This is a genomic window from Streptomyces sp. DSM 116795 (assembly GCF_055792905.1).
On record NZ_CM147707.1, the window covers coordinates 5,974,970 to 6,001,601 of the forward strand.

A 26,632-nucleotide genomic window follows, 5' to 3' on the forward strand; every position below is an offset into this window, starting at 1 on the left:
GGTGCGCGGCGCGGGCTTCGCCGGCGCCCGCCCCTCGCCGACCGCGCATGAGCGGAGCGTCAAGTGTTTCCTGATGCGCGCACCGCCGGGCGGTGTGTGCGGCGCACGCGTCGGCGGCGTTGCTCAGTACACGCGCCCCGCGTCCCGCGACCGCGGCTGCGCCGGCGCCTGCGGCCGTGTCGCCATCGGGCGCGGGGCGTTGGTCCTGGAAGGGGGGCGCGAGCACCGCTGCCGGAGTCCCGGCAGGTTCGGCTCCGGCTCGCCGGGTGCCGCACGCCGCAGCCCGTGCGCGCGCGGGGCGACCCCGCTCCGGCTTGCGGTCCGCCACGGCGACCCCGCCGCGCGTCCCGCGACCGCGGCCGCGCCGGTGCCTGCGGTCGTGTCGCCTCGGCGCGGGGCGTTGATCCTGGAACGGAAGAGGGTCACTGCTGCCCGAAGCCCTCTGCGGCTCCCGTCCGCCGGGTGGGCGCGGGCCGCGGAACGAGCGCGCGGGACGTCCCGTCTCTGGTCCGGTCGCCCATGCCCGGGTGCGGGCCGGGGCGTAGAGGTTGTGGCGCCGGGCGGCGCACGAGCCGTGCCGGCCGCGGGGCGCTGTCACCCGGGACCGGGGCTGGCCCAGGGGCTCCGTCCTGGAAGGGAGGCAATCACTGCTGCCCGAAGCCCCCGGCGCTCTCGCCGTCCGCGGGTGGGCGCGGCCGCAGGCCCTGCGCCTCAACCCCGCCCCGCCTCGCGGCAGCGACCCCGCTCTCACCAGGTAAGTTCGGCCTTCCTTGCTGGCGGGAGTGGTCATTTCGCGCATACCTTCGAAGTGCTGAAAAGGGTCGGAGCGGGCGGACGGCTCCACTGCGGCAGAGGGACGAGCGGACAAGACATGGCGGTCATGGAGCGCGACACAGCGGACGGCGCGGAACACGCGCACACCCACACCCACAGGGACATCAACGGCGGATGGCTGCGTCCGGCCGTCTTCGGCGCCATGGACGGGCTCGTCTCCAACCTCGGTCTCGTGGCGGGCGTCGCGGGCAGCGACGCCTCGAACCGGGTCATCGTCATCTCCGGCCTGGCGGGGCTCGTCGCGGGTGCCTTCTCGATGGCCGCGGGCGAGTACACCTCCGTCGCCTCGCAGCGCGAACTGGTCCAGGCCGAGCTGGAGATCGAGCGCCGTGAACTGCGGCGTCACCCCGAGGACGAGCTGAAGGAGCTCGCGGCGGTGTACGAGTCGCGCGGGGTGGAGCCCCGGCTCGCCGCGGAGGTCGCCCGGCAACTCCACGAGGACCCGGAGCAGGCCCTGGAGACGCACGCCCGCGAGGAACTCGGCGTCGATCCGGGCGATCTGCCCTCGCCGACGACCGCGGCGGTCTCCTCGTTCCTGTCCTTCTCGGTCGGCGCCGTGCTGCCCGTCCTCCCGTATCTGCTGGGCGCGACCTCGCTGTGGTACGCGGTCGTGCTGGCGCTCGCCGGGCTCTTCGCCTGCGGCGCGATGGTGGCGCGTGTCACCGCGCGGCAGTGGTGGTTCAGCGGACTGCGGCAGCTGGGGCTGGGCGCCGCGGCCGCGGCCGTGACGTACGGGCTGGGCGCCGCCTTCGGTGTGGCCGTGGGATGAGCCGTGGCCCGTTCGGAGGCACCCCCGGTACGATCTACTTGTTACCTCACGGTTTCAGGCCACCTGGAGCTGGGCAAAAGCCCGAAGGCCTGCGAGCAATGACGCCCGCAACGGGCCGCATGCCGAGCTGCTGCGCAGGGGCCACCCGCACCCCCGCCGCAGGTCCTGGGGACCAACCCTCCTTGTATCGCGATGTGGTCGTTGCGCCCACGATCCGAGACGACGCACCTTTTTTTCGAGGTGTGGTCCACCATGTAATCTTCACGGAAATTTGTTCTGCAGAGGGCCAACGTCGTCCCTCGGCCCCCTGGCGGAAGCCTCGGGGACCGACCTAAGAGCCCCCCAGGCTTCCGGCCGGGGGAGCTGCCCCTCGCTTCGCCGGGGGCCCCAAGCCACGACGACGGGAGAGCCGATGCGTGCATCGTTTCAGGCCGCCCACCCTGCCAAGCAGGGCATGTACGACCCCCGGTACGAGCACGACGCCTGCGGTGTCGGCTTCGTGGCGACCCTGAGCGGTGAACCCAGTCACGCCCTCGTCCAGCAAGGGCTGACCGTACTGCGCAACCTGGAGCACCGCGGCGCCACCGGCTCCGACCCCGACACCGGCGACGGCGCGGGTCTGCTGCTCCAGGTCCCCGACGCCTTCCTGCGCGAGACCGCCGGCTTCCCGCTGCCCGAGGCCGGCAGCTACGCCGTCGGCATCGCCTTCCTTCCCGCCGGGGAAGCCGAGGCCGCCGAGGCCGTCTCGCAGATCGAGACACTGGCGTCCGAAGAGGGACTGACCGTCCTCGGCTGGCGCGAGGTGCCGGTCGCCCCCGAGCTGCTCGGGCCGGGCGCCCGCGCCACCATGCCGTCCTTCCGGCAGCTCTTCGTGAAGGACGCCTCGACGGACCAGGACACCGGCGCCCCCCGTACGGGCATCGCGCTGGACCGTCTCGCCTTCGTGCTGCGCAAGCGCGCCGAGCGGGAGACCGGGATCTACTTCCCCTCGCTCTCCGCCCGCACCCTCGTCTACAAGGGGATGCTGACCACCGGTCAGCTGGAGCCCTTCTTCCCCGACCTGTCCGACCGCCGCTTCGCCAGCGCCATCGCGCTGGTGCACTCCCGCTTCTCCACCAACACCTTCCCGAGCTGGCCGCTTGCGCACCCGTACCGCTTCGTCGCGCACAACGGCGAGATCAACACGGTGCAGGGCAACCGCAACTGGATGCGCGCCCGCGAATCCCAGCTGTCCTCCGAGCTCTTCGGACGCGGCGGCGACGAGGCCGAGCAGCGCAAGGCCCTGGAGCGGACGTTCCCCGTCAACACCCCCGGTGCCTCCGACTCCGCCACCTTCGACGAGGTGCTGGAGCTGCTGCACCTGGGCGGACGTTCACTGCCGCACTCGGTGCTGATGATGGTGCCCGAGGCGTGGGAGAACCACGACTCGATGAGCCCCGCCCGCCGGGCCTTCTACCAGTACCACTCCACGATGATGGAGCCCTGGGACGGCCCCGCCTGCGTCACCTTCACAGACGGCACCCAGGTCGGCGCCGTACTGGACCGCAACGGGCTGCGCCCCGGCCGCTACTGGGTCACCGACGAAGGCCTCGTCGTCCTCGGCTCCGAAGTCGGCGTCCTCGACATCGACCCCTCCCGCGTCGTGCGCAAGGGGCGCCTCCAGCCCGGCCGCATGTTCCTCGTGGACACCGCCGAGCACCGCATCATCGAGGACGACGAGATCAAGCAGCAGCTCGCGTCCGAGCAGCCGTACGAGGAGTGGCTGGAGGCCGGGCTCGTCGACCTGGCCGACCTGCCCGAGCGTGAGCACATCGTGCACACGCACGCCTCCGTCACGCGCCGCCAGCAGACCTTCGGCTACACCGAGGAGGAGCTGCGCGTCCTGCTCGCGCCGATGGCCAGGACCGCGGCGGAGCCGATCGGCTCGATGGGCACCGACTCGCCGATCGCCGCGCTCTCCGACCGTCCGCGGCTGATCTTCGACTACTTCACGCAGCTCTTCGCGCAGGTCACCAACCCGCCGCTGGACGCCATCCGCGAGGAGCTCGTCACCTCCCTGCACTCCTCGCTCGGTCCGCAGGGCAATCTGCTGGAGCCGAACGCCGCGTCCTGCCGCAGCGTGACCCTGCCCTTCCCGGTCATCGACAACGACGAGCTGGCCAAGCTCATCCACATCAATGCCGACGGCGACCTGCCGGGCTTCAAGTCCACGACGCTCTCCGGTCTCTACCGGGTGCACGAGGGCGGCAGGGGCCTGTCCGAGCGGATCAGGGAGATCTGCGCCGAGGCCGACGCCGCCATCGAGGCCGGCGCCCGGCTGATCGTGCTCTCCGACCGCCACTCCGACGCCGAGCACGCACCGATCCCGTCGCTGCTGCTGACCTCCGCGGTCCATCACCACCTGATCCGCACCAAGCAGCGCACCCAGGTCGGCCTGCTGATCGAGGCCGGCGACGTCCGCGAGGTGCACCACGTCGCGCTGCTCATCGGCTACGGCGCGGCCGCCGTCAACCCGTACCTGGCGATGGAGACCGTCGAGGACCTCGTACGGGACGGCACCTTCCTGCCCGGCGACATGCCGGCCGAGGACGCCATCCGCAACCTGATCAAGGCACTCGGCAAGGGCGTGCTGAAGGTGATGTCCAAGATGGGCATCTCCACCGTCGCCTCCTACCGCGGCGCCCAGGTCTTCGAGGCCGTCGGCCTCGACGAGTCCTTCGTCGACACCTACTTCCACGGCACCACGACGAAGATCGGCGGCGCCGGACTGGACGTCGTCGCCAAGGAGGTCGCCGCCCGGCACGCCAAGGCCTACCCGGTCACCGGCATCGCGGCGGCGCACCGCGCGCTGGAGATCGGCGGCGAGTACCAGTGGCGCCGCGAGGGCGAGCCGCACCTGTTCGACCCGGACACGGTCTTCCGCCTCCAGCACTCCACGCGCGCCCGCCGCTACGACATCTTCAAGCAGTACACGCAGCGCGTCGACGAGCAGTCCGAGCGTCTGATGACGCTGCGCGGGCTCTTCCAGCTCAAGGACGAGCGCCCCTCGATCCCCATCGAGGAGGTCGAGCCGGTCGGCGAGATCGTCAAGCGGTTCTCCACGGGCGCCATGTCCTACGGCTCCATCTCGCAGGAGGCGCACGAGACCCTCGCGATCGCCATGAACCAGCTGGGCGGCAAGTCCAACACCGGTGAGGGCGGCGAGGACGCCGTACGGCTCTACGACCCGGCACGCCGCTCCGCGATCAAGCAGGTCGCCTCCGGCCGCTTCGGCGTCACCAGCGAATACCTCGTCAACTCCGACGACATCCAGATCAAGATGGCCCAGGGCGCCAAGCCCGGCGAGGGCGGGCAGCTCCCCGGCCCCAAGGTCTACCCGTGGGTCGCCAAGACGCGTCACTCCACACCCGGCGTGGGCCTCATCTCGCCGCCGCCGCACCACGACATCTACTCCATCGAGGACCTCGCCCAGCTCATCCACGACCTGAAGAACGCCAACCCGCAAGCCCGTATCCACGTCAAGCTCGTCTCCGAGGTCGGCGTCGGCACGGTCGCCGCCGGCGTCTCCAAGGCGCACGCCGACGTGGTGCTCATCTCCGGTCACGACGGCGGCACGGGCGCCTCCCCGCTCACCTCGCTCAAGCACGCGGGCGGACCGTGGGAGCTGGGCCTGGCCGAGACGCAGCAGACGCTGCTGCTCAACGGGCTGCGCGACCGCATCGTCGTACAGACCGACGGACAGCTGAAGACCGGCCGTGACGTGGTCGTCGCCGCGCTCCTCGGCGCCGAGGAGTTCGGCTTCGCGACGGCGCCGCTGGTCGTCTCCGGCTGCGTCATGATGCGTGTGTGCCACCTGGACACCTGCCCGGTCGGCATCGCCACGCAGAACCCGGTGCTGCGCGAGCGCTACAACGGCAAGGCCGAATTCGTCGTGAACTACTTCCAGTTCATCGCCGAAGAGGTGCGCGAGCTCCTCGCCGAGCTTGGCTTCCGCACCCTCGACGAGGCCATCGGGCACGCCGAACTCCTCGACGTCAGCCGCGCCGTGGACCACTGGAAGGCCCAGGGCCTGGATCTGGAGCCGCTGCTCCACGTCCCCGACCTGCCCGACGGCGCCGTGATGCACCAGGTGACCGAGCAGGACCACGGCCTGGCCAAGGCGCTCGACATCGAGCTGATCAAGCTGTCCGCCGACGCGCTGTCCGCCGACTCAGGTCAGGACGCGCAGCCCGTACGCGGCCAGTTGGCGATCCGCAACATCAACCGGACCGTCGGCACGATGCTCGGACACGAGGTGACGAAGAAGTTCGGCGGCGCCGGACTGCCCGACGACACCATCGACATCACCTTCACCGGCTCGGCCGGCCAGTCCTTCGGCGCCTTCCTGCCCCGCGGCGTCACGCTGCGCCTGGAGGGCGACGCCAACGACTACGTCGGCAAGGGTCTCTCCGGCGGCCGGCTGGTGGTCCGCCCGGACCGCGGCGCCGACCACCTCGCCGAGTTCTCCACGATCGCCGGCAACACCCTCGCCTACGGCGCGACGGGCGGCGAGATGTTCCTGCGCGGGAAGGTGGGCGAGCGCTTCTGCGTCCGCAACTCCGGTGCGCTCGTCGTCTCCGAGGGCGTCGGCGACCACGGCTGCGAGTACATGACGGGCGGCGCGGCCGTCGTACTGGGGGAGACGGGCCGCAACTTCGGCGCCGGCATGTCCGGCGGCATCGCGTACGTCGTCGACCTCGACCCGGACAACGTCAACGCGGGCCTGCGGGACGCCGTCTACGGCCACGAGGACCTCGACGACGAGGACAAGGCATGGCTCCACGACGTCGTGCGCCGCCACCACCAGGAGACCGGTTCGACCGTCGCCGAAGCCCTGCTCGCCGACTGGGACACGGCCCTCACGCGCTTCGGCAAGGTCATCCCCGCCACGTACAAGGCAGTGCTCGCCGCCAAGGACGCCGCCGAGCGAGCCGGACTCAGCGAGTCCGAGACCCACGAGAAGATGATGGAGGCGGCGATCAATGGCTGACCCCAAGGGCTTCCTGAACACCGACCGTGAGGTCGCGCAGTCCCGTCCCGTCGAGGAGCGGGTGAAGGACTGGAACGAGGTCTACGTTCCGGGCTCGCTGCTGCCGATCGTCAGCAAGCAGGCCGGGCGCTGCATGGACTGCGGCATCCCCTTCTGCCACCAGGGCTGCCCGCTGGGCAACCTGATCCCGGAGTGGAACGACTACGCCTACCGCGAGGACTGGTCGGCCGCGAGCGAGCGGCTGCACGCGACCAACAACTTCCCCGAGTTCACTGGGCGGCTGTGCCCCGCGCCGTGCGAGTCGGCGTGCGTGCTGGGCATCAACCAGCCGCCGGTGACCATCAAGAACGTCGAGGTCACCATCATCGACAAGGCGTGGGACAACGGCCATGTCACGCCGCAGCCCCCGGAGCGGCTCTCGGGCAAGACCGTCGCCGTCATCGGCTCCGGACCGGCCGGGCTCGCGGCGGCTCAGCAGCTGACGCGCGCCGGGCACACGGCCGTGGTCTACGAGCGCACCGACCGCCTCGGCGGGCTGCTGCGCTACGGCATCCCCGAGTTCAAGATGGAGAAGCGGCACATCAACCGGCGCATCGAGCAGATGCGCGCGGAGGGCACCAAGTTCCGTACGGAGGTCGAGATCGGCCGCGACATCGACGCGAAGAAGCTGCGCAAGCGGCACGACGCGGTCGTCATCGCGGCGGGCGCCACCACCGCCCGCGACCTGCCGGTGCCCGGCCGCGAACTCGGCGGCATCCACCAGGCGATGGAGTACCTGCCGCTGTCCAACAAGGTGCAGGAGGGCGACCTGACGGTCACCCCGGTCAGCGCCGAGGGCAAGCACGTCGTCGTCATCGGCGGCGGAGACACCGGCGCCGACTGCGTCGGTACGGCACACCGCCAGGGCGCGGCCTCCGTCACCCAGCTGGAGATCATGCCCAAGCCGGGCGAGGAGCGGGCACCGCACCAGCCGTGGCCGACCTTCCCGATGCTCTACAAGGTCTCCTCCGCGCACGAGGAGGGCGGCGAGCGGGTCTACTCCGTGAGCACCACCCACTTCGAGGGCGATGAGGACGGCAACGTCCAGTGGCTGCACCTGATCGAGGTGGAGATGAAGGACGGCAAGCTGGAGCAGAAGCCCGGCACGGAGCAGAAGATCCCGGCCCAACTGGTCACCCTGGCCATGGGGTTCACCGGTGTGGATCGCGAGAACGGCCTGGTGGAGCAGTTCGGCGTCGAGCTCGACGAGCGCGGCAACGTGGCTCGCGACGGCAACTACGCCACCAACGTCGACGGCGTCTTCGTCGCCGGCGACGCGGGGCGCGGCCAGTCGCTCATCGTCTGGGCCATCGCCGAGGGGCGTTCGGCGGCCAAGGGCGTGGACCGCTACCTCATGGGCACGAGCGCGCTCCCGGCCCCCGTCGGCCCGACGGACCGCGCGATGGCGGTCTGACCAGGCACTCCAACCCTCCGGCGACCGCCGCTTCACCACGGACGGCCGCGGCGCCCGCCCCTCCCGACCGGGGCGGGCGCCGCGGTGCGTCCGGGGGCGCGGCGACGGAGATCGTGGCGGCGGAACCCGAAGGGTCTGTGGTCCGTTCCAGGCGGCTGCGTAGTCGCCCGTGCCCAACTTCCCTTGTGCATCAGGCTGTCGGCATTCGGCGGTCTCGCCGCTGAGTCCGACGGCTGGAAACTCGGCGCTCGCCCGTGGAGGACGCGCCTCGAAAGGTCAGAGAGCGGCTGCGCAAGCGAGGTCTGACCGCTGCCCGGTGCCGGAACCCAGGGCAGCCGCCGGCAATACCGCCGCAAGGGGGTGTCCCGGCAAGGCCGAGTGTCACGGCTCTCTTCCTCGGCAGACCCGCTCCTGGGGATCTTCCCGAACCAGCCGGGAGAGGAATCCCTGCGTTCGAAGACGGCCTCTCTCCGGGGGGCCGCTCTTGCGATAAGTTTGGTATGTCACGCAGATTGAACTGATCAAAGGAAGGCACGGGATGGCAGGAGTTCTCGGCGCGGCCAACGAGGAAGCCGGATCTGCTGGACCCGTGCTCCCGCCGAAGATCGCAGATATCCGCCGCTTCAACCTGACGCGTGTCCTGCAGCTCGTACGTGAACACGCCCCGCTCACTCGCAGTGCCCTGGTCGCTGAATCCGGCCTGGGACGGGTCACGGTCCTCGACATCGTCGCCGAGCTCCAGGACCGGGGATTCGTCCGGGAGAGCGGGTTCACCCCGGCGGGGCGGGCCGGCGGTCGCCCGGCCCGGGCGCTTGAGATGGACGACACCCGGCTCGCGGTCGGTGCATTGGTCATCAACGCCGACCACGCGTCCTTGGAGTGCAGCTCCCTGCAGGGCCGGACGATCTTCTCGCGCCGTGCCGACCTGGACTCCTCACGGATGGGCCCTGAGCAGATCCTCGAGGCCGCCGCCAAGGCAGTCGAGGAGGCAAGGGCCTTCCTCGCGTCGGCGGGAACCCGCCTTGTCAGGGTGAGCGTCGGTTGCCCTGCCTACGTCGATGCCTCGGCCGGCCTTGTGCTCCGGTCCCAGGCCCTCGGGTGGGACAGCAGTGTCCCGGTCCTTGCGGAACTCGAACGGCAGACCGGCGACGGGGTGTCCTTCTCGCTCGACCGCCTGGCGAACCTGGCCATTTGGGCAGAGAGGAAGGCCGGGGGCTGGCCGGATGAGGACGGCATCCTCCTGCTCTTCGGCGACGTCGGCATCGGCGGTGCGTTCCAGCACAACGCGGAGGTCCTGCAGGGGGATTCCGGGGTCGGCGCGGAGTTCGGGCACATGGTCGTCGAACAGGCCGGCCGGGAGTGCTTCTGCGGCAGGGAAGGGTGCCTGGAGACTTACGTCGGACTCGGACCGCTTGCCCTGGCCATCGGAGCCGGACAGGCGCTCGAGGGGGCGGGCTTCGTACCGCGGATACTCAAAGCGCTCCAGCGGCCGGACGCGGCACTGCGCGAGGAAGTCGCACGGCAGGGAGTCAGACTGGCCCAGGCCGTCCACTCCCTGACGAGCATCTTCGACCCCAGTGCCGTGATCCTCGGAGGCCGGCTCACGGCGCTCGCGCCTCTGCTCATGCCGTCATTCTGGGCGGAGTACGAACGCGCTCGCGGCAAGTACAGCCGAACTGAGGTCTGTGTCTCGACACTCGGCACCTCCGCCGTCATGGCCGGCGGCATCGAGTCCGCCACCAGGGACCTCTGCCTCCGGCCCTGGCTCGTGGGATAGCCGCTTCTTATGTCTTGACATGCGTGAACCACTGTCCATAGGTTCGGTTCAGACTCAATACCAAACTCCTCTTGGCCTGCCTTCAAAGGAGCTCTGGCTATGTTCGAAGGTCGCACACCCGAAGCCAGCCGCAGGCGCTTCCTTCAGATGCTGGGTGCCGGTACCGCTGTCCCACTCCTGGGTGGGCTCACCGGGTGCGGCAGTGGCGGCGGGACGCTAGGGGGCGGTGACTCCGCCGGTGGGAAGGTATCCGAGCTCATCGTCCCGACCTCGCAGGCACCGTGGTTGGACGCCTACCGGAAGCTGGCCGCCAAGTACCAGGAGAAGACGGGGATCAAGGTCACCCTCCGGGAGTTTCCCTATGACGGCCTGTACACGCAGATGACCAACGCCGTCCAGAGCAGCAAGTCCCCGTTCGACGTCTTCCAGCTCGATGAATTCGGCGTAGGCCAGTTCTTCAGCGAGGGGTGGGTTCAGTCCTTCGACGCCGTCGACCCCGACTTCAAGCTCGACCCTCAAGTGATCACCTACGCGAATCTGCCCTACTGGGACGCTGCGACGCGCAGTTCGAGTCCTCAGGGCAAGGTCATGGGGTACCCGATCAACGGCAACATGGATCTCCTGGTCTATCGGAAGGACGTCTACTCGCAGCTGGGTCTGTCGGTTCCGAAAACATGGGACGAGGCCATCGCCAACGGGAAGAAGGCTGTGGCCTCCGGAAAGATCCGCTACGGGTACGTTCCGCGGGCCCAGGCCACGCCGAGCGGCCTCTCGGTGACCTACGAGTTCATGCCTGTCTTCTACAGCTATGGCGGCGCCTGGTTCAAGGACGAAGGCAAGGACTGGACCCCGACGGTCGACTCGTCGGCGGGAGTCAAGGCCGCGACCGTCTACCGCGAGTTGGCCGAACTCGGTCCCGCCAAGCCGCAGACAGTCGGCCAGGCCGAGGTCATCTCCCTCATGCAGGGGGGACATGCGCTGCAGACCCACGTCGTGGCCGCAGCCGCGAGTCAGTTCCAGAGCAAGGACAAGTCCCAGATCGCCGACGCTGTCGGATTCGCCGAGGTGCCGGCCGGTTCGACCGGAACCCCGGCGCCGACCAGCGGCACGTGGAGCCTGTGCATCCCGAAGGGCCTCCCGGCCGCCAGGGCCAAGGCGGCCTTGGACTACATCAGGTGGGTTCTCTCCGACGAGGCCCAGACCCTGTTCACGCGGGCGGGCGGCATTCCGACCCGCCAGAGTGTGCTTTCGGACGAGGCGTCCTCAGGGACCGCTTCTGCCTATCTGAAGCCGCTTGAAGCTTCCATCAAGCACGTCGAGCCATCGGTCCGGGGGACGTTCGGGCCCGCGATGTCCGCTCAGACAGAGAAGTACCTGAGCCGGATCGCCGCAGGCCAGGACACCCCCAAGGACGGAATGGCCGCCCTTCAGGACGCTCTGACCAAGGTCGTCAAGGACGCCGGGTACATGAAGTGACAACCACCGCGCCGCTCCGCAATCCTGACCGGACAGCCACGCCTCCTGACTCGTCCACTCGGCCGGGCAGGCGACGGTGGTCCCGCTTCGGCCTGCTCGCAGTGACGCCGTTCGCCTTGTTCCTGGCCGTCTTCGGGATCTACCCGATGATCCAGCTGGTCAGGATGGCGCTGTCGAACGTGGAGATCCTGCAGGGCGGTTTCCACTACGAGCCTGCCGGCTTGAGCAACTTCGCCCGCATCTTCACCGACCCCGACACCGCCCCGGTGGTGGGCGTGACGATCGTCTTCGTCGTTGCCGCCGTCGTTCTCTCCGTGGTGGCCGGCACGTTCCTGGCACTCATGCTCGACCGGGCACCCTTCATGCGGCAGGTCGCGCGGCGCGTCCTCATCTGGCCGACGGTGATCGCCCCGGTCGTGGTAAGCGTGATCTGGCTGCTACTGCTGAGCCCGAGCATCGGCCTCGTCAACAAGGTTCTGCTCACCCTGGGCCTGCCCCAGCAGAGCTGGCTCGGCGAGGCGATCGGGGCCATGGTCGCGATCATCGTCGTGGACGTCTGGCACTGGACCCCGTTGGTCTTTCTGCTCGTCTACACCTCCCTCCAGACCGTCGACCCGGAGGTTCTCGAAGCCGCCCGTGTGGATGGCGCCAACGAGGCCGAAGTGATCAGGAAAGTCGTCCTCCCCATGATCCGGCCGGTCCTCATCGTCGTCGCGGCGATCCGGCTCGTCATGTGTGTGAAGGCCTTCGACGAGATGTATCTCCTCACGCACGGCGGTCCCGGTAACGCGACGAACCTCATCAGCCTCAACATCCGCACGATCTTCTTCGACCGCATGGAATTCGGGTACGGAGCCGCGATCGGCGTCGCCATCATCATCGCCTTCGCGCTGATCGGAGGGATCTATGCCCTCCTCAGGCGCTTCGTCACAGGACGGGAGGCAACACGTGCCTGAGATCCGCCGCTCTCACCGGGGCACGATCGGCACCCTGGCCGAACTCGTGCTCATCGCAGCCGTCGCCGCAACGCTGGCCCCCATCCTCTGGATGCTGGTCCTTTCGTTCCAGCCCTTGAAGGACATCATCGGCTCCGGCGTGAAGATCAGCTTCAGCCTGAGCAACTTCACCGAGCTCCTGGCGCCAGGGAATCCGCTGCTGGCGCAACTGGTCAACAGCCTCATCATCGTCGCCGGGACCGTGCTCCTGTGCTTGGTGTTCGGCTCGCTCGCCGGCTACGCCCTGTCCCAACTGACCCTGCCCCGTTGGGTGACCGTCCCCTTGCTGCTCCTGGCCGGATTCATTCCGCTCGTCCCGCCCATGGTCCTCGTCCCGGGTCTGTACGCCACAATGACGCACCTGGGACTCATCGGCGGGTCCCTCGGACTGGTCGTGCTCAACACGGTCTTCCAAATGCCGTTCGCCGCCCTGCTGATGAAGGTCTACTTCGACTCGGTCCCCAGCTCCCTGCGCGCAGCCGCGCTGATCGACGGCGCCTCCGAGGCAGTCACTTTCCGTGCCGTGATGCTGCCGCTCGTCAAGCCCGGACTCGCGGCAGTCGGCACCTTCACCGGCATCATGGCCTGGAACGAGTTCCTCTTCGCGCTGACGATGACGTCCGGTGGAGCGACCTCCCCGCTGACGGTCGGTATCGCCTCGCTGGTCCAGCCGTACGAGGTCGCATGGGGTCAGATGGCCGCCCAGGGAACGCTGGCCGCTGTGCCGATCATCATCATCACCGTCATCGCCAACCGCTATGTCGTCGCAGGCCTGACCGCGGGCGCCGTCAAGGGCTGATCAGCAGCCCGGCGCGATCTCCACGAAGGGACTCACATGCCCCGCCCCAACGTTGTCCTGATCCTGGTCGATGACCTCGGGTACTCCGACCTCGGCTGCTACGGCGGCGAGATCTCGACACCGAACATCGACTCCCTCGTCGAGGGCGGCGCCCGCCTGACGCAGTTCTACAACACGGCCCGCTGCAGCCCGTCCCGCGCTTCTCTCCTCACCGGCCTGCACCCCCACCAGACGGGCATCGGCGTCCTCACCGGGGACGACTCGCCCGTGGGTTACAAAGGTGACCTGCACCGCGGCTGCGCGACCATGGCGGAAATCCTCAAGGACGCCGGCTACACGACCGCCCTGACTGGCAAATGGCATCTCGCCGCTGACGCGCGGAACCCCAACGACGCCTGGCCCACCCGGCGCGGCTTCGACTACTTCTACGGCACCCTCACCGGCTGCGGCAGCTACTACAGCCCCGGCACCCTCACCCGCGGCGAGGAGAACATAGAGCACGAGGCCGACGACCCCGGCTACTACTACACGGACGCCATCACCTCCGAGGCCGTGTCCTTCATCGAGCGTTCCGTCGACGCCGATCAGCCCTTCTTCCTCTACACCGCCTACACAGCTCCGCACTGGCCCCTCCACGCCTCCGAAGAGGACATCCAGAAGTACGCGGGGCGATTCGACGCCGGCTGGGACGCCCTCCGCCAGGAACGCCTGGAGCGCCAGATCCAGTTGGGAATCGTCGAGGCCGACGCCGAGCTCAGTCCCCGGGACCCCTGTGAGCCCGCCTGGGAAGACGTCGAAGACAAGAACTGGCAGACGCGCCGCATGGAGGTCTACGCCGCACAGGTCGACCGGATGGACCGCGGCGTGGGCCGGATCCTCGACACTCTCAAGCGACTTGGCCAGTTCGAGAACACAATCCTTGTCTTCCTCTCCGACAACGGCGCTTCGCCGGAGGAGATCCCGCACATGGCGCGGGAGACGTTCATGTCCCGGACAGACATCTTCCGCAGCCACACCCGCACCGGTGAACCCGTCCGCCTGGGCAACGAAGTGGATATCGTGCCGGGCCCCGAGGACACCTACTCAAGCTACGGGCGCCCGTGGGCCAATCTGTCCAACACCCCGTTCCGGCTCTACAAGAAATGGACCCACGAAGGCGGCATCGCGGCGCCGTTCATAGTCCACTGGCTGGGCGGGAAGCTCGAGCCCGGACGGATCATGCGCGATCCGCGTCAACTCACCCACGTCCTGCCGACCATTCTCGACGCACTCGGCGTGGACTACCCCTCCGAGATCGGCGACCGCCCCGTCCCTCCGCCCGAGGGCAGCAGTTTCCTGGAACTCCTGCGCAGCGGCGACCGGGCGCCGGACGACGGGGAACCCACGCTCTATTGGGAACACTGCGGGAACGGAGCGATCCGGCGCGGCAATTGGAAGCTCGTGCGTGAACACCCCCACCCGTGGGAACTGTACGACCTCGCGGCGGACCCGACCGAGCTGCACGACGTGACAGCCAAGAACCCCCGTCTCGCCGAGGAACTCCTGGCCGACTGGTCCGTCTGGGCCGACCGCGTGGGCGTCCTCCCGTTCAACAGGATCGAGGACCTCTACGTGCTCCGAGGCGAGCCGGCCGCTGACGCCGCCGGCTGATCACGAGGGGAATCATGGAATCGATGGCAGGCACTGGCGGCCACCCGGGCTGCTGTTCTCCTCAGCGAACGGGGACCGGCGGGCGCTCCGCTCCCGCCGTGCATCGCTCCGCCTCGAGGCCGGAGGCAGCGCATGACGACGTCTTCGTTCCCGGCGGGGTTTTCAGCATGGGGGACGCGTTCGGCGAGGGCTACCCGAACGACGGGGAGACGCCGGTGCACGAGGTGAGCCTCGACGGTTTCCGGATCGACGCGACAACCGTGACGAACGAACAGTTCGCGGAATTCGCCGAGACGACCGGCTACCGGACCGAGGCCGAGCAGTACGGCACCTCTGCCGTGTTCCACATGCTGGTGCAGGCCGATGCGAAGGACGTCCTGGGAGTGGCCGAGGGCACACCGTGGTGGTTCAACGTCCGGGGTGCGGACTGGGCGCACCCGTGCGGACCGTTCTCACACTGGTCCGAGGTACCGGACCATCCGGTGGTCCACGTGTCCTGGAACGACGCGGTGGCGTACTGCGCATGGACCGGGCGGCGCCTGGCGAGGGAGGCCCAATGGGAGTATGCCGCCCGGGGCGGCCTGGCGGGGAAGCGTTACGCGTGGGGGGACGAACTCACCCCGGGGGGTCAGAACCAGTGCAACATCTGGCACGGCACGTTCCCGATGGTGAACACCCGCGAGGACGGTTTCCTCGGCACGGCACCGGTGCGGTCCTTCCCCGCGAACGGCTACGGGTTGTACGAGACGGCCGGGAACGTCTGGGAGTGGTGCGGCGACTGGTTCCTGCCCACGTACTACCGCAGCTCGCCGAGCGAGAACCCGCTGGGCCCCGCCACCGGAGCAGGCCGCGTGATGCGCGGGGGCTCCTACCTTTGCCATGAGTCCTACTGCAACCGCTACCGCGTGGCCGCCCGCACGGCCAACACTCCCGACTCCTCCACCGGAAACTGCAGCTTTCGCACCGTCGGCCTGCGCTGAGACCTCTCCCCAGAGACCGCCGACCCCTATCCCGACCTGCTGGCGGCGAGTTCCCATCTGCTCGCGATCGCTCATCGTCCGCGCTGACCAGCGCAAAGACCGCTGGGGCCGCCCGGAGCGCCCCCGGGCGGAACCGGCTGAGCACCGGTTCCGTCAGAGCGGTGAAGCAGGAGGTAGATAGAAGATGCGACGCAGCACGACAGTCACCACCCGACGCAGGGCCGCGCTCGTCCTGGCACCGGCCATGGTCGCCGTGGCCCTCACGGCGACGGCGTGCGGGGGCAGCGAGCAGACCGTGAGCAGTGACCCCCCGAAGAAGCAGACCCGCTTCGAGAAGCGCGCCGCGCAGATCGAGCAGGAATGGCCGAAGGTGGACAAGACCGAGGGCAGGCACAGGGACATGCTGCCGCTGGAGGCCGCCCAGCCACCGGTCAAGGGCAAGGACGACTCCCTGACCGTGACCGTGGGCCACGGGGGCTGCGAGACGAAGTACGGCGCGCACGTGCGCGAGACCGACAAGCTCGTGATCGTCTCGGGCTGGTCGAAGAAGGACAAGAAGGCCGACTTCTGCACCAAGCAGATCGTGACCGACAAGACGAAGGTCGAGCTGAAGAGCGAACTGGGCGAGCGCACCGTCGTCGACGCCGCCACAGGAAAGAAGCTCCTGAAGGGCTGACTCCGAGACAGCGTCAGGACAGCGTGGAACGCGCGCCGCGCCGGCCCTGACCGCCCGAACGCCGGTGGCTCCCGGCTGGCAGGCCCCGCACCCCTCCTTCCTGGTGCGGGGCCTGCCGTGTGCGCAGGCTGCTCTGATAGTTTCGAGTCGACCTCGTCCTTTTCTCCGATCGACATCACAACTACGCGGCGGTCAGGGGGACTTGAGGGCACCTGGACGGGACCCGTCCGTGCTCTCCTGTGCCCGTCGCGGACAGGAGCCTGTGCGTGAGCGAGGCACTGCCGAGCGGCCAGAGTGCGCCCACGGTGCTGCGTATCGTCCTCGGCAAGCGGCTCAAGGAGCTGCGGGAGAGCCGGGGCGCTTCGCTGGAGGAGGCGGCCAGGGCGCTGGGCGTCAGCCATCTGACGATCCGCCGCATCGAGAACGCCCAAGTGAGCCTGAAACTCCCCTACGTGAGGGAGCTGCTCAGGTTCTACGAGGTCTCCGACGAGGAAGCCGGCGACTTCACCGACATGGCAGCGCAGGCCAACGAGCCCGGCTGGTGGCACGACTACAGGACCGCCCTGCCCGACTGGTTCCGTGCCTACGTCTCGCTGGAGACGGCCGCCGGCGTCATCCGCGTCTACGAACCGCACTACATGACCGGCCTGTTGCAGACCCGCGACTACGCCCGTGCCGTCATCCGCGCCGGATTCCCCTACGAGCCGGACGACGCCCTCGAACACCGCGTCGATCTGCGGCTGCGCAGACAGGCGCTGCTCGCCAAGGCCGACGCCCCGACGCTGTGGGTGGTGCTGGAGGAGGCCGCGCTGCGCCGGGAGGTCGGCGGCCCGGCCGTGATGCGCGCGCAGATCGAGCGTCTGATGGAGGCGGCGCAGGACCCCCGCATCACCCTGCGCATCCTCCCGCTGGCGGCCGGCGCGCACTCGGGGGCGGGCGGCCACGTGACCTATTTCCGTTTCCAGGAACCGGAGTTGCAGGACATCGTCTACACGGAGGTCGGCCTGACCAGCGCCGTGTATCTGGACCAGCGGCCGGACGTGGTGGCCCACCTGGAGGCCTACACCCGCATGTCGCGCCTCGCCGCCGAACTGCTCCCGGACACCCGCTCGTACCTCGACGGTCTCCGCAAGGAGTTCAGCCGGTGACCGGCTCTCAGGAGACCGCTCGACGGGGCGGTGCCCGGGCCGTCCGCCCGGGTCCAGGTCCGTCCCCGGGACCGGCTCTGGCCCTGGCCCTGGCCTTGGCCCGGGTTCAGTCCCGGGCGCAGGCCCTCAGCAGTGCCGTCAGTCGATGCCCCGCCAGATGTTCGGCTCGAAGCTGATCTCTTCCTCGTCCTCGACCCCCGCCAGCAGCCACAGCGGCGCTTCCAGCCACACTCCGGGCGGCAGCGGCAGCTCGTCCTGGCCCGTGGTGCGTACACCAAGCGACCGTGACGGCGAAACCGTGGCCATGGGCACTGTCGTGGTCATCTCTGCGTCAACTCCCCTGTACGACTCGGGCGCAGCGGGCATCCGGGCACACCGGGCCCCGGGGTGCAGCCGCCTCCCGTAAGGCCCCCGCCTCTCGATTCTGACCCGCGCGGGCCAACCCCGCAGCCCGACGGAACAGACCGGCACGCGGTGCCGACCTGCGGCGGAGCACCCGGCTGACGGTCACCGTCCGCATACGTCCTGGCAGTGAGCCGGGGGCGGCCGCTCAGTCAGCCAGCCGCGCAGGGAAGCCGCCTGTCGCAATCGGCCCCCAGTGCCGCGGCGTCACGCGGATCAGGGACTTGCCCTGCTTGAGCATCGCGGAGCGGTACTCGTCCCAGTCGGGGTGCTCGCCGGAGATGTTGCGGAAGTACTCCACGAGGGGTTCCACGGACTCCGGGGCGTCGATGACCTCGGCGTCGCCGTCGACCTGCACCCACGGGCCGTTCCACTCGTCGGAGAGGACGAGGACGCTCACCCGCGGATCGCGGCGGGCGTTGGCGGTCTTGGCACGCTCGGGATATGTCGAGACGACGATCCTTCCCGAGTCGTCCACGCCGCACGTGAGCGGTGACGCCTGGGGTGAGCCGTCGGAGCGGCGCGTGATGAGGAGCGCGCGGTGACGGGGGCGTACGAAGTCGAGCAGGCCGGCCAGCTCGACACGGGTGTTGGTGGCGATGGAAGGGCTCATACCGCCGAACGTACGTCATGGGACCCCGCCCGCGCGCCCGGCGCGTCACGGTCGGCGGCCCGGTCGCCCCGGCTCCCGCACGGGGCGCCGACTGCCGCTCACGGGGCGGCCGTTGGAGCCCTGCGGGCGTGCGCGGGCGGGTGCGGGTGGGTCAGCCGGTGATCGAGCAGGCAGGGCTCCCGGGTCTCCGGGGCCGGGCCTCCGGGACCGGCACAGGCGCATTCAGGTGTCGCAGTCCAGCACCGAGCGGCACAGCCCGCACCGCGCCCGCATCCTCCCGCGCACCGGCACGCGGATGCGCTGCTGGCACGTCGGGCAGGGGAAGGACACCCGCAGCGGCGAGCGGCTTTCGAAGACGTATGAGTAGGCGTCGGCGTCCGGCGGATACGGAGTGCTGCCGGGGTGTGCCAGTGCGTGACGCCGGTCCCGGACGTAGCGGCGACGGCCCGCCCAGCCCGAGGCGGCCAGCGGCGGCCGTGCCTCGTCGGACCGGGCCATGCCGCTGCCCTTGAGGTACGCCTCATACGCCTGCGGGCTCGTGAACCACACCTCGGGGCCCTCCCCGAAGACAGCGGCGCGCTTCGCCAGGACGTAGCCGAACTCCTCCGGCGTGAGATAGCCCAGCTTCTGCGAGGAGACCTGGTCCTGCCGGAAGGCGTCCAGCAGCAGCCAGCCCGCGCCGAGGTAGGTGGTGGCGGTGTCGGTGAGGATCTCGTTGTCCGCGTGCCGTGGAAGGCGAGGCCGAGGCGGTGCAGATACACGTGCATCACCTCGTGCGCGAGGGCGGCGCCGATGTCGCGGCGGTGACGCTTGAAACGGGCGTTCAGCTCGATGAAGTACTCGGGGCCCGCGGCGAGTTCGACGTGCGCCGCGTGCTCCATCTCGCGGAAGCTGACGATCATGCGGGCGTCGGGCAGCCGGAACTGCTGCACCATGACGCGGGCGACGCGCTGCACCCCCGCGTAGAGATCCTCGGAGTCGGAGAAGGACACATCGCCGGGCGGCACGCTGACGTCGAAGATCCGCACGGTGTCCCACGAGAGGCGTTTGTAGAGCGCGGTGATCGCGGCCCGTACGGTCGTCAGGTGCGGGAACCCGCGCTCGACAGGGTCTGCGGCAGGCCCCGTCGGCGCGCCCTGTGCCGTCATCGACACCACCCCCGGAGTTCGCTCGGTCACTGTCACTGTACGGGCGCGAGCCCTCCGGCGCGGGCGGCATAGGGTCGGAGCAGGCAACCATCCCCGCGACCTGGAACGGCAGGCATGGCGAAGACCCACGGCGAGACCAGCGGCCCCGGCGCGGACACGGGGCCCGGCGCGGACACGGGCGCGAACACCGGCTCCGGCTCCCAGAAGGGCTCCGGCGACGGCGACACCACCGGAGGCATCGACGAGTCGGTGCGGGCCGAGCTGATCGCACTGCGCGACAGCATCGACAACATCGACGCCGCGGTGGTGCACATGCTCGCCGAACGCTTCAAGTGCACACAGCGCGTCGGCCGCCTCAAGGCCGACCACGACCTGCCTCCCGCCGACCCCGCCCGCGAGGCCCGTCAGATCGCACGGCTGCGGGAGCTGGCCGTCAGCGCGAAGCTCGATCCGGCCTTCGCGGAGAAACTGCTCAACTTCGTCATCGCCGAGGTGATCCGCCACCACGAGACGATCGCCCGCACCTGAGCCCCCGGGCGCCGACCCGCGGCCCGTGACCGTCCCGTCCCGTGGTCAGCGCGCCGGGGCGTCGTCCTCGCCGATGTGGTGAACGCGTACGAGGTTCGTGGAGCCGGCCACGCCGGGCGGCGAGCCCGCTGTGATGACGACCAGGTCGCCCTTCTCGCAGCGCCCCAGCTTCAGCAGCTGCTCGTCGACCTGGTCGACCATCTCGTCCGTGCTCTGCACCGTCGGCCCGAAGAAGGCCTCGACACCCCACGTCAGGCTCAGCTGCGCGCGCGTCGCCGGGTCCGGGGTGAAGGCAAGAACAGGGACCGGCGAGCGGTAGCGGGAGAGACGGCGCACCGTGTCCCCGGACTGCGTGAAGGCCACCAGGTACTTCGCGCCGAGGAAGTCGCCCATCTCCGCCGCGGCGCGTGCCACCGCACCGCCCTGGGTGCGCGGCTTGCTGTGCTCGGTCAGCGGCGGCAGCCCCTTGGCGAGCAGCTCCTCCTCCGCCGCCTCGACGATGCGTCCCATCGTCCTGACCGTCTCGGACGCGTGCTTGCCGACGCTCGTCTCGCCGGAGAGCATCACCGCGTCCGTGCCGTCCATGACGGCGTTCGCGACGTCCGAGACCTCGGCGCGCGTCGGCCGGGACGCCTCGATCATCGACTCCAGCATCTGCGTGGCCACGATGACGGGCTTCGCGTTGCGCCTGCACAGCTTGATCGCGCGCTTCTGCACCAGCGGCACGGACTCCAGCGGCATCTCGACGCCGAGGTCGCCGCGGGCCACCATCACCCCGTCGAAGGCGTCGACGACGGACTCCAGGTTCGTCACACCCTGCGGCTTCTCCAGCTTCGCGATCACGGGGAGGTACCGGCCCTCCTCCGCCATGATCCGGTGGACCTCCTTCACGTCGTCGCCGCTTCGTACGAACGACAGCGCGATGATGTCGGCGCCGGTGCGCAGCGCCCACCGCAGGTCCTCGACGTCCTTCTCGGACAGCGCCGGCACGGACACGGCGACGCCCGGGAGGTTGAGGCCCTTGTGGTCGGAGACCATGCCGCCCTCGACGACGACGGTCCGCACCACGGGGCCCTCGACGGCGGTCACCTCCAGCGTCACCCGGCCGTCGTCGACGAGGATGCGTTCGCCGCGTGAGACGTCCGAGGCCAGGCCGGGGTAGGTGGTGCCGCAGCGGGTGCGGTCGCCGTCCACCTCCTCGACCGAGATGGAGAATTCGTCGCCGCGTTCAAGCAGTACCGGTCCCTCGCGGAAACAGCCGAGACGGATCTTCGGGCCTTGAAGATCGGCGAGGACGCCGATGGAGCGGCCGGTCTGCTCGGCGGCCTTGCGCACGCGGTGGTAACGCGCCTCGTGCTCGGCGTGCGAGCCATGGCTCATGTTGAACCTGGCCACGTCCATTCCGGCGTCGACCAGTGCCTTGATCTGCTCGTACGAGTTGCTGGCGGGGCCCAGTGTGCTGACGATCCTTGCGCGGCGCATGCCACGAGCCTACGGCTTACCCACAGGTAGAGACCTGCTCCCGGCGGATTCGCCAACGTCCTTTACCGACACGGCCATTGACAACTTCTAAAGTGAGGGGGTACTTGCTCCGATGAGCGCCCTTCAGGTTTTCACCGACCGCCGGAAACGGGGCGCCCGGGCCGCGGTCCACGGCCCACGGGCGGGCCGGACCGACCCGCGCCACCGGGTGCCGCGGCGGCGCTCACAGCGTGGGCCTGCTCATCAGGAAACGGGCGGTGACCTGCGCCTGCACCCGCTGCCGCTGCGGTTCGAGATCCAGCGCCGGAGCCGCCTCCCCGGACGGCGCGCCCCGGTAACCCGCGGCGCGCGCACCGGGCGGCGGGGGAGGGGAGGACGGAGGAGCGTTCTCCGCGCCGGGATCGGCCAGCTCCACCAGCGCGACCAGATCCGCGTCCAGCGCGGCCGCGTACTCCCGGGCCCGCGTCACCGCCTCCCGCACCGCCTGCTGCCGGGCCTCACGGTGCGCGGGGGAGTCCTCTCGCAGCGCCCACCACGGCCCGTCCACCCGGGTCAGCTCGAGATCGGCGAGGCGTGTGGTCATCTCGCCCAGCGCCGTGAAGTCGCCGACGGTGGCCGTGATCTGCACGCGTCCGTTGTAGGTCCGTACGCGCTCGCGGCGGCCCTTCTCCGGCAGCTCCGGCGAGACGGAGAACGTGCCCGTCGCGAGCTTCTCCACGGCCTCGCCGTACCCCTTGATCAGCTCCAGCACCTCGGAGTTACGGCGCGTCAGCGACTTCAGCGCCTCCCGCCGGTCCGTGCCGCGCGCACTGACCGTGACCGTGATGCGGGCGATCTCCGGGTCGAACTCGAGACTCGCCTCTCCGCGCACGGCCACCCGCGGCTCCTCGGGAGTGCCGTAGGGAAGAGGGCCGGCGGCTGCGGAGTGACCGGGTGTGTTCGTCATACGGTCACTCTCGCAGAACGGTCCCTGCGTGCGCCCGGGATCACAGCGGGTCACCCGGGCCCGCCGGTTCGTCACTCAGACCCGTCGGGCCGGTGGCAGACCGCTTCCACGTTGTTGCCGTCCGGGTCGCGGACGAACGCGCCGTAGTACGAGTCGTGGTACTCGGGCCACAGCCGCGGCGCGTGCAGCACCACCGCGCCCGCCTTCACCGCGGCCTCGTGGAAGGCGTCGACGGTCCTGCGGTCCGCCGCCGCGAAGGCGATGTGCACCTCGCGGGCCTCGGTCGTCGCGTCCGTGGGGCCGAGCCAGAAGACCGGGCGGGAGCTGCCATAGCCGATGACGTCACCGAAATCGAGAACGCGGCCGGCGCCGAGCGGTGCCAGGACGGTGTCGTAGAAGGCAGCCGAGGCTGCAGGGTCCTGTGTCTGAATCGAAATGTGATCGAACATCCCAGCAGTCTTGCAGGCCGGTGCCGCTCTGTCAGCGGCTCCACGGAATCGGTCCCGCCCCCTACGTCATGCGCAGCGGACGGAAGTCCGCGTGCGCCCGGTCCGCCCGCACGGCCACGCCGGGGGAGCCGTTGGCCAGCGCACCCTCCGGCCGCAGACCGAACGTCGTGAAGGCCGTACGCCGCGGAAGCCGGTAACGCTCCTGCCCCGTCAGGGAGTTGAGGATCACGGCGCTGCGGTGCGCCGCGAGCCCCAGATCGGGAGCACCGACACCGTGCGTGTGCCGCTCCGCGTTCTGCACATAGACCGCGCCCGAGACCGACCGGTCCGTCACCAGCCGGTGGTGCTCGTCGACCCGGATCCGCTCCGCCGCGTCCCGTTGCAGCCACGGCTCCAGCGACGCCAGCACGCCGCCCAGCGGACGCTCGCGGTATCCCGTCGCGAGCACCACCGCGTCCGTCGCCAGCCGCGTGCGCATGTCCTGCTCGGTGTGTTCGAGATGCAGCTCCACCCGCGTCGCTCCGATGCGCCCCGCCGTGCGGACCGCCACACCGGGCGTGAGCACCGCGTCCGGCCAGCCGCCGCCGAGCGTGCGGTGGTAGAGCTCGTCGTGTACGGCGGCCAGCGTGCCGTGGTCCACCGCCTTGTGCAGCTGCCACTGGCGCGGGACGAGCTCGTCCCGTACGGACTCGGGGAGTCCGTGGAAGTAGCTCGTGTAGTCCGGAGTGAAGTGCTCCAGGCCCAGCTTGCTGTACTCCATGGGCGCGAACGCCGCGCTGCGCGTGATCCAGTGCAGCCCCTCCCGGCCCGCGGGCCGGCGCCGCAGCAGATCGAGGAAGACCTCCGCGCCGGACTGGCCCGACCCGACGACCGTGACGTGACCCGCCTCCAGCAGCCGCTCACGGTGGTCGAGATAGGCGGAGGAGTGGATGACCGGCGCACCCGCACCCACCGACGAGGCCAGCGCACGCAGCGGCTCGGGCACATGCGGCTCCGTGCCGACGCCGAGTACGAGGTTCCGCGCATACGAACGGCCCTGCGCGGCTGGGCCGTCGGCGTCCTGCCGTGTGAAGTCGACCTCGAACAGGCGCAGTTCGGGATGCCAGCGCACGGCGTCCACGCGGTGCCCGAAACGGATGCTGTCGCCCAGGCCTTCGCAGACCCAGCGGCAGTACGCGTCGTACTCCGCCCGCTCGATGTGGAAGCGCTCGGCGAAGTAGAACGGGAAGAGCCGCTCCTGCGCCTTGAGGAAGCTGAGGAAGGACCAGGGGCTCGCCGGGTCCGCCAGGGTCACCAGGTCGGCCAGGAAGGGCACTTGGAGCGTGGCGCCCTCGATGAGCATGCCCGGATGCCAGTGGAAGCCCTGGCTCTGCTCGTAGAACGCCGTGCGCAGGCCGGGAACGCCGTGCGCGAGCGCTGCCAGGGAGAGGTTGAACGGCCCGACGCCGATGCCCACCAGATCCAGCGCCGGACCCTCGGGGCCGTCTCCGGCCCCGTCCGGGCGGCGCTGCCCCGGCACCGTGGACGTCAGCTCGGCCGCCAGGGAGGGGCGGGCGGTGCGCGGTTCGTCGGCTGTCGTCATGACCGGTGACTCCTTGCGGTGGTGCTCGTGGTGCGGGTGGCGCCGGTGCTGCTCGGGGCGGGCCCGGGCCGGGGGGACGGCGGGGCCGCGGGCTCAGGCGGGGACGGTGAGGGAAGTGAGCGGGCCGGCTCCGCAGGGGCGTCCGCCGTCGCGTCGCGCACGAGCTTGAGCAGGGACTCCAGATCGCTGTGACGGGCGTAGGGGTTGAGCAGGGTGGCCTTCAGCCAGAGATCCTCGCCTGCGCCTGCGCCTGCGCCTGCACCGCGACGGCTGTCTCCGCCGCTCCCGCTGTCTCCGCCGGGCGCGAAGCCGCCCATGTCGGCCCGGCCCAGCACGGCCCGGCCCTCCGCCAGCAGACGGCGCCTGACCGAAGCCACTGCCGCACCGTCCGCACCCGCCGGACGGAACAGCACGGTCGACAGCTCAGGCATCGCGAAGAGCTCCATCCGCCGGTCGGCCGCGACCATCTCGGCCAGCGAACGCGCCACCGCGCACGTACGCTCCACGAGAGCCGCCAGCCCGCTGCGGCCCAGGGCGCGCAGCGTGACGGCGACCTTCAGGACGTCGGGGCGGCGCGTCGTACGGAGCGAACGGCCCAGCAGATCCGGAAGCCCGGCGTCACTGTCGTCACCTGCGTTGAGATAGTCGGCGCGGTGGTCCAGCGGCGAAAGGTCCCGCCCGTCGGGCACCACGAACACCCCCGCGGCGACCGGCTGCCACCCCAGCTTGTGCAGATCGAGGGTCACACTGTCCGCCCGCTCCAGACCGGCGAGGGAAGCGCGCAGCTGTGTACTGAAGAGCAGCATGCCGCCGTACGCGGCGTCCACATGCAGCCGAGCACCGAACTCCGCGGCCACACCTGCCAGTTCGTCCAGCGGATCGACCGCTCCCGCATCGGTCGTCCCGGCCGTCGCGACCACGAGGACCGGAGCCCCCGGCCCCAGAGCCGACAGCGCCGCGCGCAGCGCCCGGGGGCGGAGCACCCCGCCGGGCGCCGGGACACGGACCGGCTCGGGCAGCCCCAGCAGCCAGGCGGCACGGTGCACGCTGTGGTGTGCGTTGGCACCGCAGACGACGCGGACATCCGGGCCGAGCCGCTCACGTGCCAGCAGCACACCGAGCTGATTCGACTCGGTGCCGCCGGTCGTCACCAGCGCGTCGGGACGCGCGGCCCCGCTGCCGCCGGAGGCATCGCCGTCACGCCCGCCGCCGGACCCGTCCCCGTACGCCTCCCCGTACACGAGCCCTGCCAGCGCGCGGCAGGTGAGCGCCTCCAACTCCGAAGCGGCGGGCGCCTGATCCCACGAGTCCAGCGACGGATTGAGCGCGCTCGCAGCGAGATCGGCGGCCGCCGCCACCGCGAGCGGAGGACAGTGCAGATGCGCCGCGCACAACGGATCAGCGGGATCGGCCGCGCCCTCCGCCACCATCCGCACCAGCGAATCCAGCGCCTCGTGCGGGCCCGTGCCCCGTTCCGGGATCACACCGCCGCCCAGCGCCGCACCGACGGCGGCGGTCACCCGCCGTGGCCCGCCGCGCGGCAGGGGGCCACAGCGCCGCGCCGCCCCCTCCTCCAGCGCGTCGATCACTACGCCCGTCAACGGACGCAGCGCGGCGGGCCCTTCGGTGCCACCCGCGAGCAGCGGGGCACGGGCACCGTCGGTGTACGCGGAGGCGGGCGGGAGCGGCATGAGCGGGAATCCTTCGCCGTCGTGGTCCCACAACCCCTCGGTCCGGCGCGCACACAAGCGGTGCCGCCGGACCGGGAGGAGTGGTGAGGTGGCCCTAACCTACGTGCGTGCCCGGCCTGTTGATCCAGTTACGGGGCTTGTTCGCCCGAAGGGGTGATCTCTGTGACCGGAGCATGAGGGCGGCCGTCCCGGGTGCTCCCTGCGA

Annotated in this window: 19 protein-coding genes and 1 pseudogene; 12 read left to right on the forward strand and 8 right to left on the reverse strand. The window is 70.2% G+C overall.

What is annotated here, in order from left to right; all coding sequences use genetic code 11:
- Positions 1–871 precede the first annotated feature (871 nt).
- The 11 genes from ACSMXX_RS25775 to ACSMXX_RS25825 all read left to right on the forward strand — a co-directional run bounded on the left by ACSMXX_RS25775 (position 872) and on the right by ACSMXX_RS25825 (position 17,586).
- A complete protein-coding gene (locus ACSMXX_RS25775; RefSeq protein ID WP_473181071.1) occupies positions 872–1,603 on the forward strand; it encodes a VIT1/CCC1 transporter family protein in 732 nt (243 codons plus the stop codon).
- A gap of 412 nt (positions 1,604–2,015) precedes the next feature.
- Positions 2,016–6,632: a glutamate synthase large subunit gene (gene gltB, locus ACSMXX_RS25780; RefSeq protein ID WP_473181072.1), complete on the forward strand. Its 4,617-nt coding sequence runs from the start codon at positions 2,016–2,018 to the stop codon at positions 6,630–6,632.
- A complete protein-coding gene (locus tag ACSMXX_RS25785) occupies positions 6,625–8,085 on the forward strand; it encodes a glutamate synthase subunit beta (RefSeq protein WP_473181073.1) in 1,461 nt (486 codons plus the stop codon). Before gltB ends, ACSMXX_RS25785 begins: the two co-directional genes overlap by 8 nt.
- A gap of 538 nt (positions 8,086–8,623) precedes the next feature.
- On the forward strand, positions 8,624–9,862 hold the full coding sequence (locus tag ACSMXX_RS25790; protein WP_473181074.1) for an ROK family protein: 1,239 nt from the start codon (positions 8,624–8,626) through the stop codon (positions 9,860–9,862).
- A gap of 285 nt (positions 9,863–10,147) precedes the next feature.
- Positions 10,148–11,338, forward strand: a complete 1,191-nt coding sequence (locus ACSMXX_RS25795) for an extracellular solute-binding protein (protein ID WP_473181075.1) — start codon at positions 10,148–10,150, stop codon at positions 11,336–11,338.
- Positions 11,339–11,439: 101 nt separating this feature from the next.
- Positions 11,440–12,294 carry a carbohydrate ABC transporter permease gene (locus tag ACSMXX_RS25800; RefSeq protein ID WP_473181076.1) on the forward strand — a complete coding sequence of 285 codons (855 nt, stop codon included), beginning with the start codon at positions 11,440–11,442 and terminating at the stop codon, positions 12,292–12,294.
- Positions 12,287–13,132, forward strand: coding sequence for a carbohydrate ABC transporter permease (locus tag ACSMXX_RS25805; protein WP_473181077.1), 846 nt, complete (start codon positions 12,287–12,289; stop codon positions 13,130–13,132). Before ACSMXX_RS25800 ends, ACSMXX_RS25805 begins: the two co-directional genes overlap by 8 nt.
- Positions 13,133–13,168: 36 nt before the next feature.
- The gene (locus tag ACSMXX_RS25810; protein WP_473181078.1) at positions 13,169–14,782 is read left to right on the forward strand and encodes an arylsulfatase; all 1,614 of its coding nucleotides are present in this window, start codon (positions 13,169–13,171) and stop codon (positions 14,780–14,782) included.
- A 23-nt stretch (positions 14,783–14,805) separates the two neighbouring features.
- Positions 14,806–15,762, forward strand: coding sequence for a formylglycine-generating enzyme family protein (locus ACSMXX_RS25815; protein WP_473181079.1), 957 nt, complete (start codon positions 14,806–14,808; stop codon positions 15,760–15,762).
- 184 nt (positions 15,763–15,946) lie between these two features.
- Positions 15,947–16,438 (forward strand): hypothetical protein, encoded by a 492-nt coding sequence (locus ACSMXX_RS25820; protein ID WP_473181080.1) that lies wholly within the window; start codon positions 15,947–15,949, stop codon positions 16,436–16,438.
- Positions 16,439–16,704: 266 nt separating this feature from the next.
- Complete coding sequence (locus ACSMXX_RS25825) at positions 16,705–17,586, forward strand: helix-turn-helix domain-containing protein (RefSeq protein WP_473181081.1); 882 nt, start codon at positions 16,705–16,707, stop codon at positions 17,584–17,586.
- Between the two features lie 138 nt (positions 17,587–17,724).
- On the opposite strand, the gene ACSMXX_RS25830 is transcribed toward ACSMXX_RS25825, so the two are convergent.
- The 3 genes and pseudogenes from ACSMXX_RS25830 to ACSMXX_RS25840 form a co-directional block, all read right to left on the reverse strand.
- Positions 17,725–17,910: a hypothetical protein gene (locus ACSMXX_RS25830; RefSeq protein ID WP_473181082.1), complete on the reverse strand. Its 186-nt coding sequence runs from the start codon at positions 17,908–17,910 to the stop codon at positions 17,725–17,727.
- A gap of 226 nt (positions 17,911–18,136) precedes the next feature.
- Positions 18,137–18,601, reverse strand: coding sequence for a PPOX class F420-dependent oxidoreductase (locus tag ACSMXX_RS25835; protein ID WP_473181083.1), 465 nt, complete (start codon positions 18,599–18,601; stop codon positions 18,137–18,139).
- A 222-nt stretch (positions 18,602–18,823) separates the two neighbouring features.
- A pseudogene (locus ACSMXX_RS25840) lies at positions 18,824–19,749 on the reverse strand (hypothetical protein).
- Positions 19,750–19,863: 114 nt separating this feature from the next.
- On the opposite strand from ACSMXX_RS25840, the gene ACSMXX_RS25845 reads away from it, so the two are divergent.
- A complete protein-coding gene (locus ACSMXX_RS25845; protein ID WP_473181084.1) occupies positions 19,864–20,277 on the forward strand; it encodes a chorismate mutase in 414 nt (137 codons plus the stop codon).
- A 45-nt stretch (positions 20,278–20,322) separates the two neighbouring features.
- Here the strand turns inward: ACSMXX_RS25845 and pyk are convergent, their stop codons facing one another.
- The 5 genes from pyk to ACSMXX_RS25870 form a co-directional block, all read right to left on the reverse strand.
- The gene (pyk, locus tag ACSMXX_RS25850) at positions 20,323–21,759 is read right to left on the reverse strand and encodes a pyruvate kinase (protein ID WP_473181085.1); all 1,437 of its coding nucleotides are present in this window, start codon (positions 21,757–21,759) and stop codon (positions 20,323–20,325) included.
- 223 nt (positions 21,760–21,982) lie between these two features.
- Entirely contained in the window at positions 21,983–22,705 is a 723-nt protein-coding gene (locus ACSMXX_RS25855; RefSeq protein WP_473181086.1) for an SIMPL domain-containing protein, read from the reverse strand.
- 71 nt (positions 22,706–22,776) lie between these two features.
- A complete protein-coding gene (locus tag ACSMXX_RS25860) occupies positions 22,777–23,154 on the reverse strand; it encodes a VOC family protein (RefSeq protein WP_473181087.1) in 378 nt (125 codons plus the stop codon).
- Between the two features lie 61 nt (positions 23,155–23,215).
- On the reverse strand, positions 23,216–24,736 hold the full coding sequence (locus tag ACSMXX_RS25865) for a lysine N(6)-hydroxylase/L-ornithine N(5)-oxygenase family protein (RefSeq protein ID WP_473181088.1): 1,521 nt from the start codon (positions 24,734–24,736) through the stop codon (positions 23,216–23,218).
- Positions 24,733–26,427 carry a pyridoxal phosphate-dependent decarboxylase family protein gene (locus ACSMXX_RS25870; protein ID WP_473181089.1) on the reverse strand — a complete coding sequence of 565 codons (1,695 nt, stop codon included), beginning with the start codon at positions 26,425–26,427 and terminating at the stop codon, positions 24,733–24,735. Before ACSMXX_RS25870 ends, ACSMXX_RS25865 begins: the two co-directional genes overlap by 4 nt.
- Between the last annotated feature and the right edge of the window lie 205 nt (positions 26,428–26,632).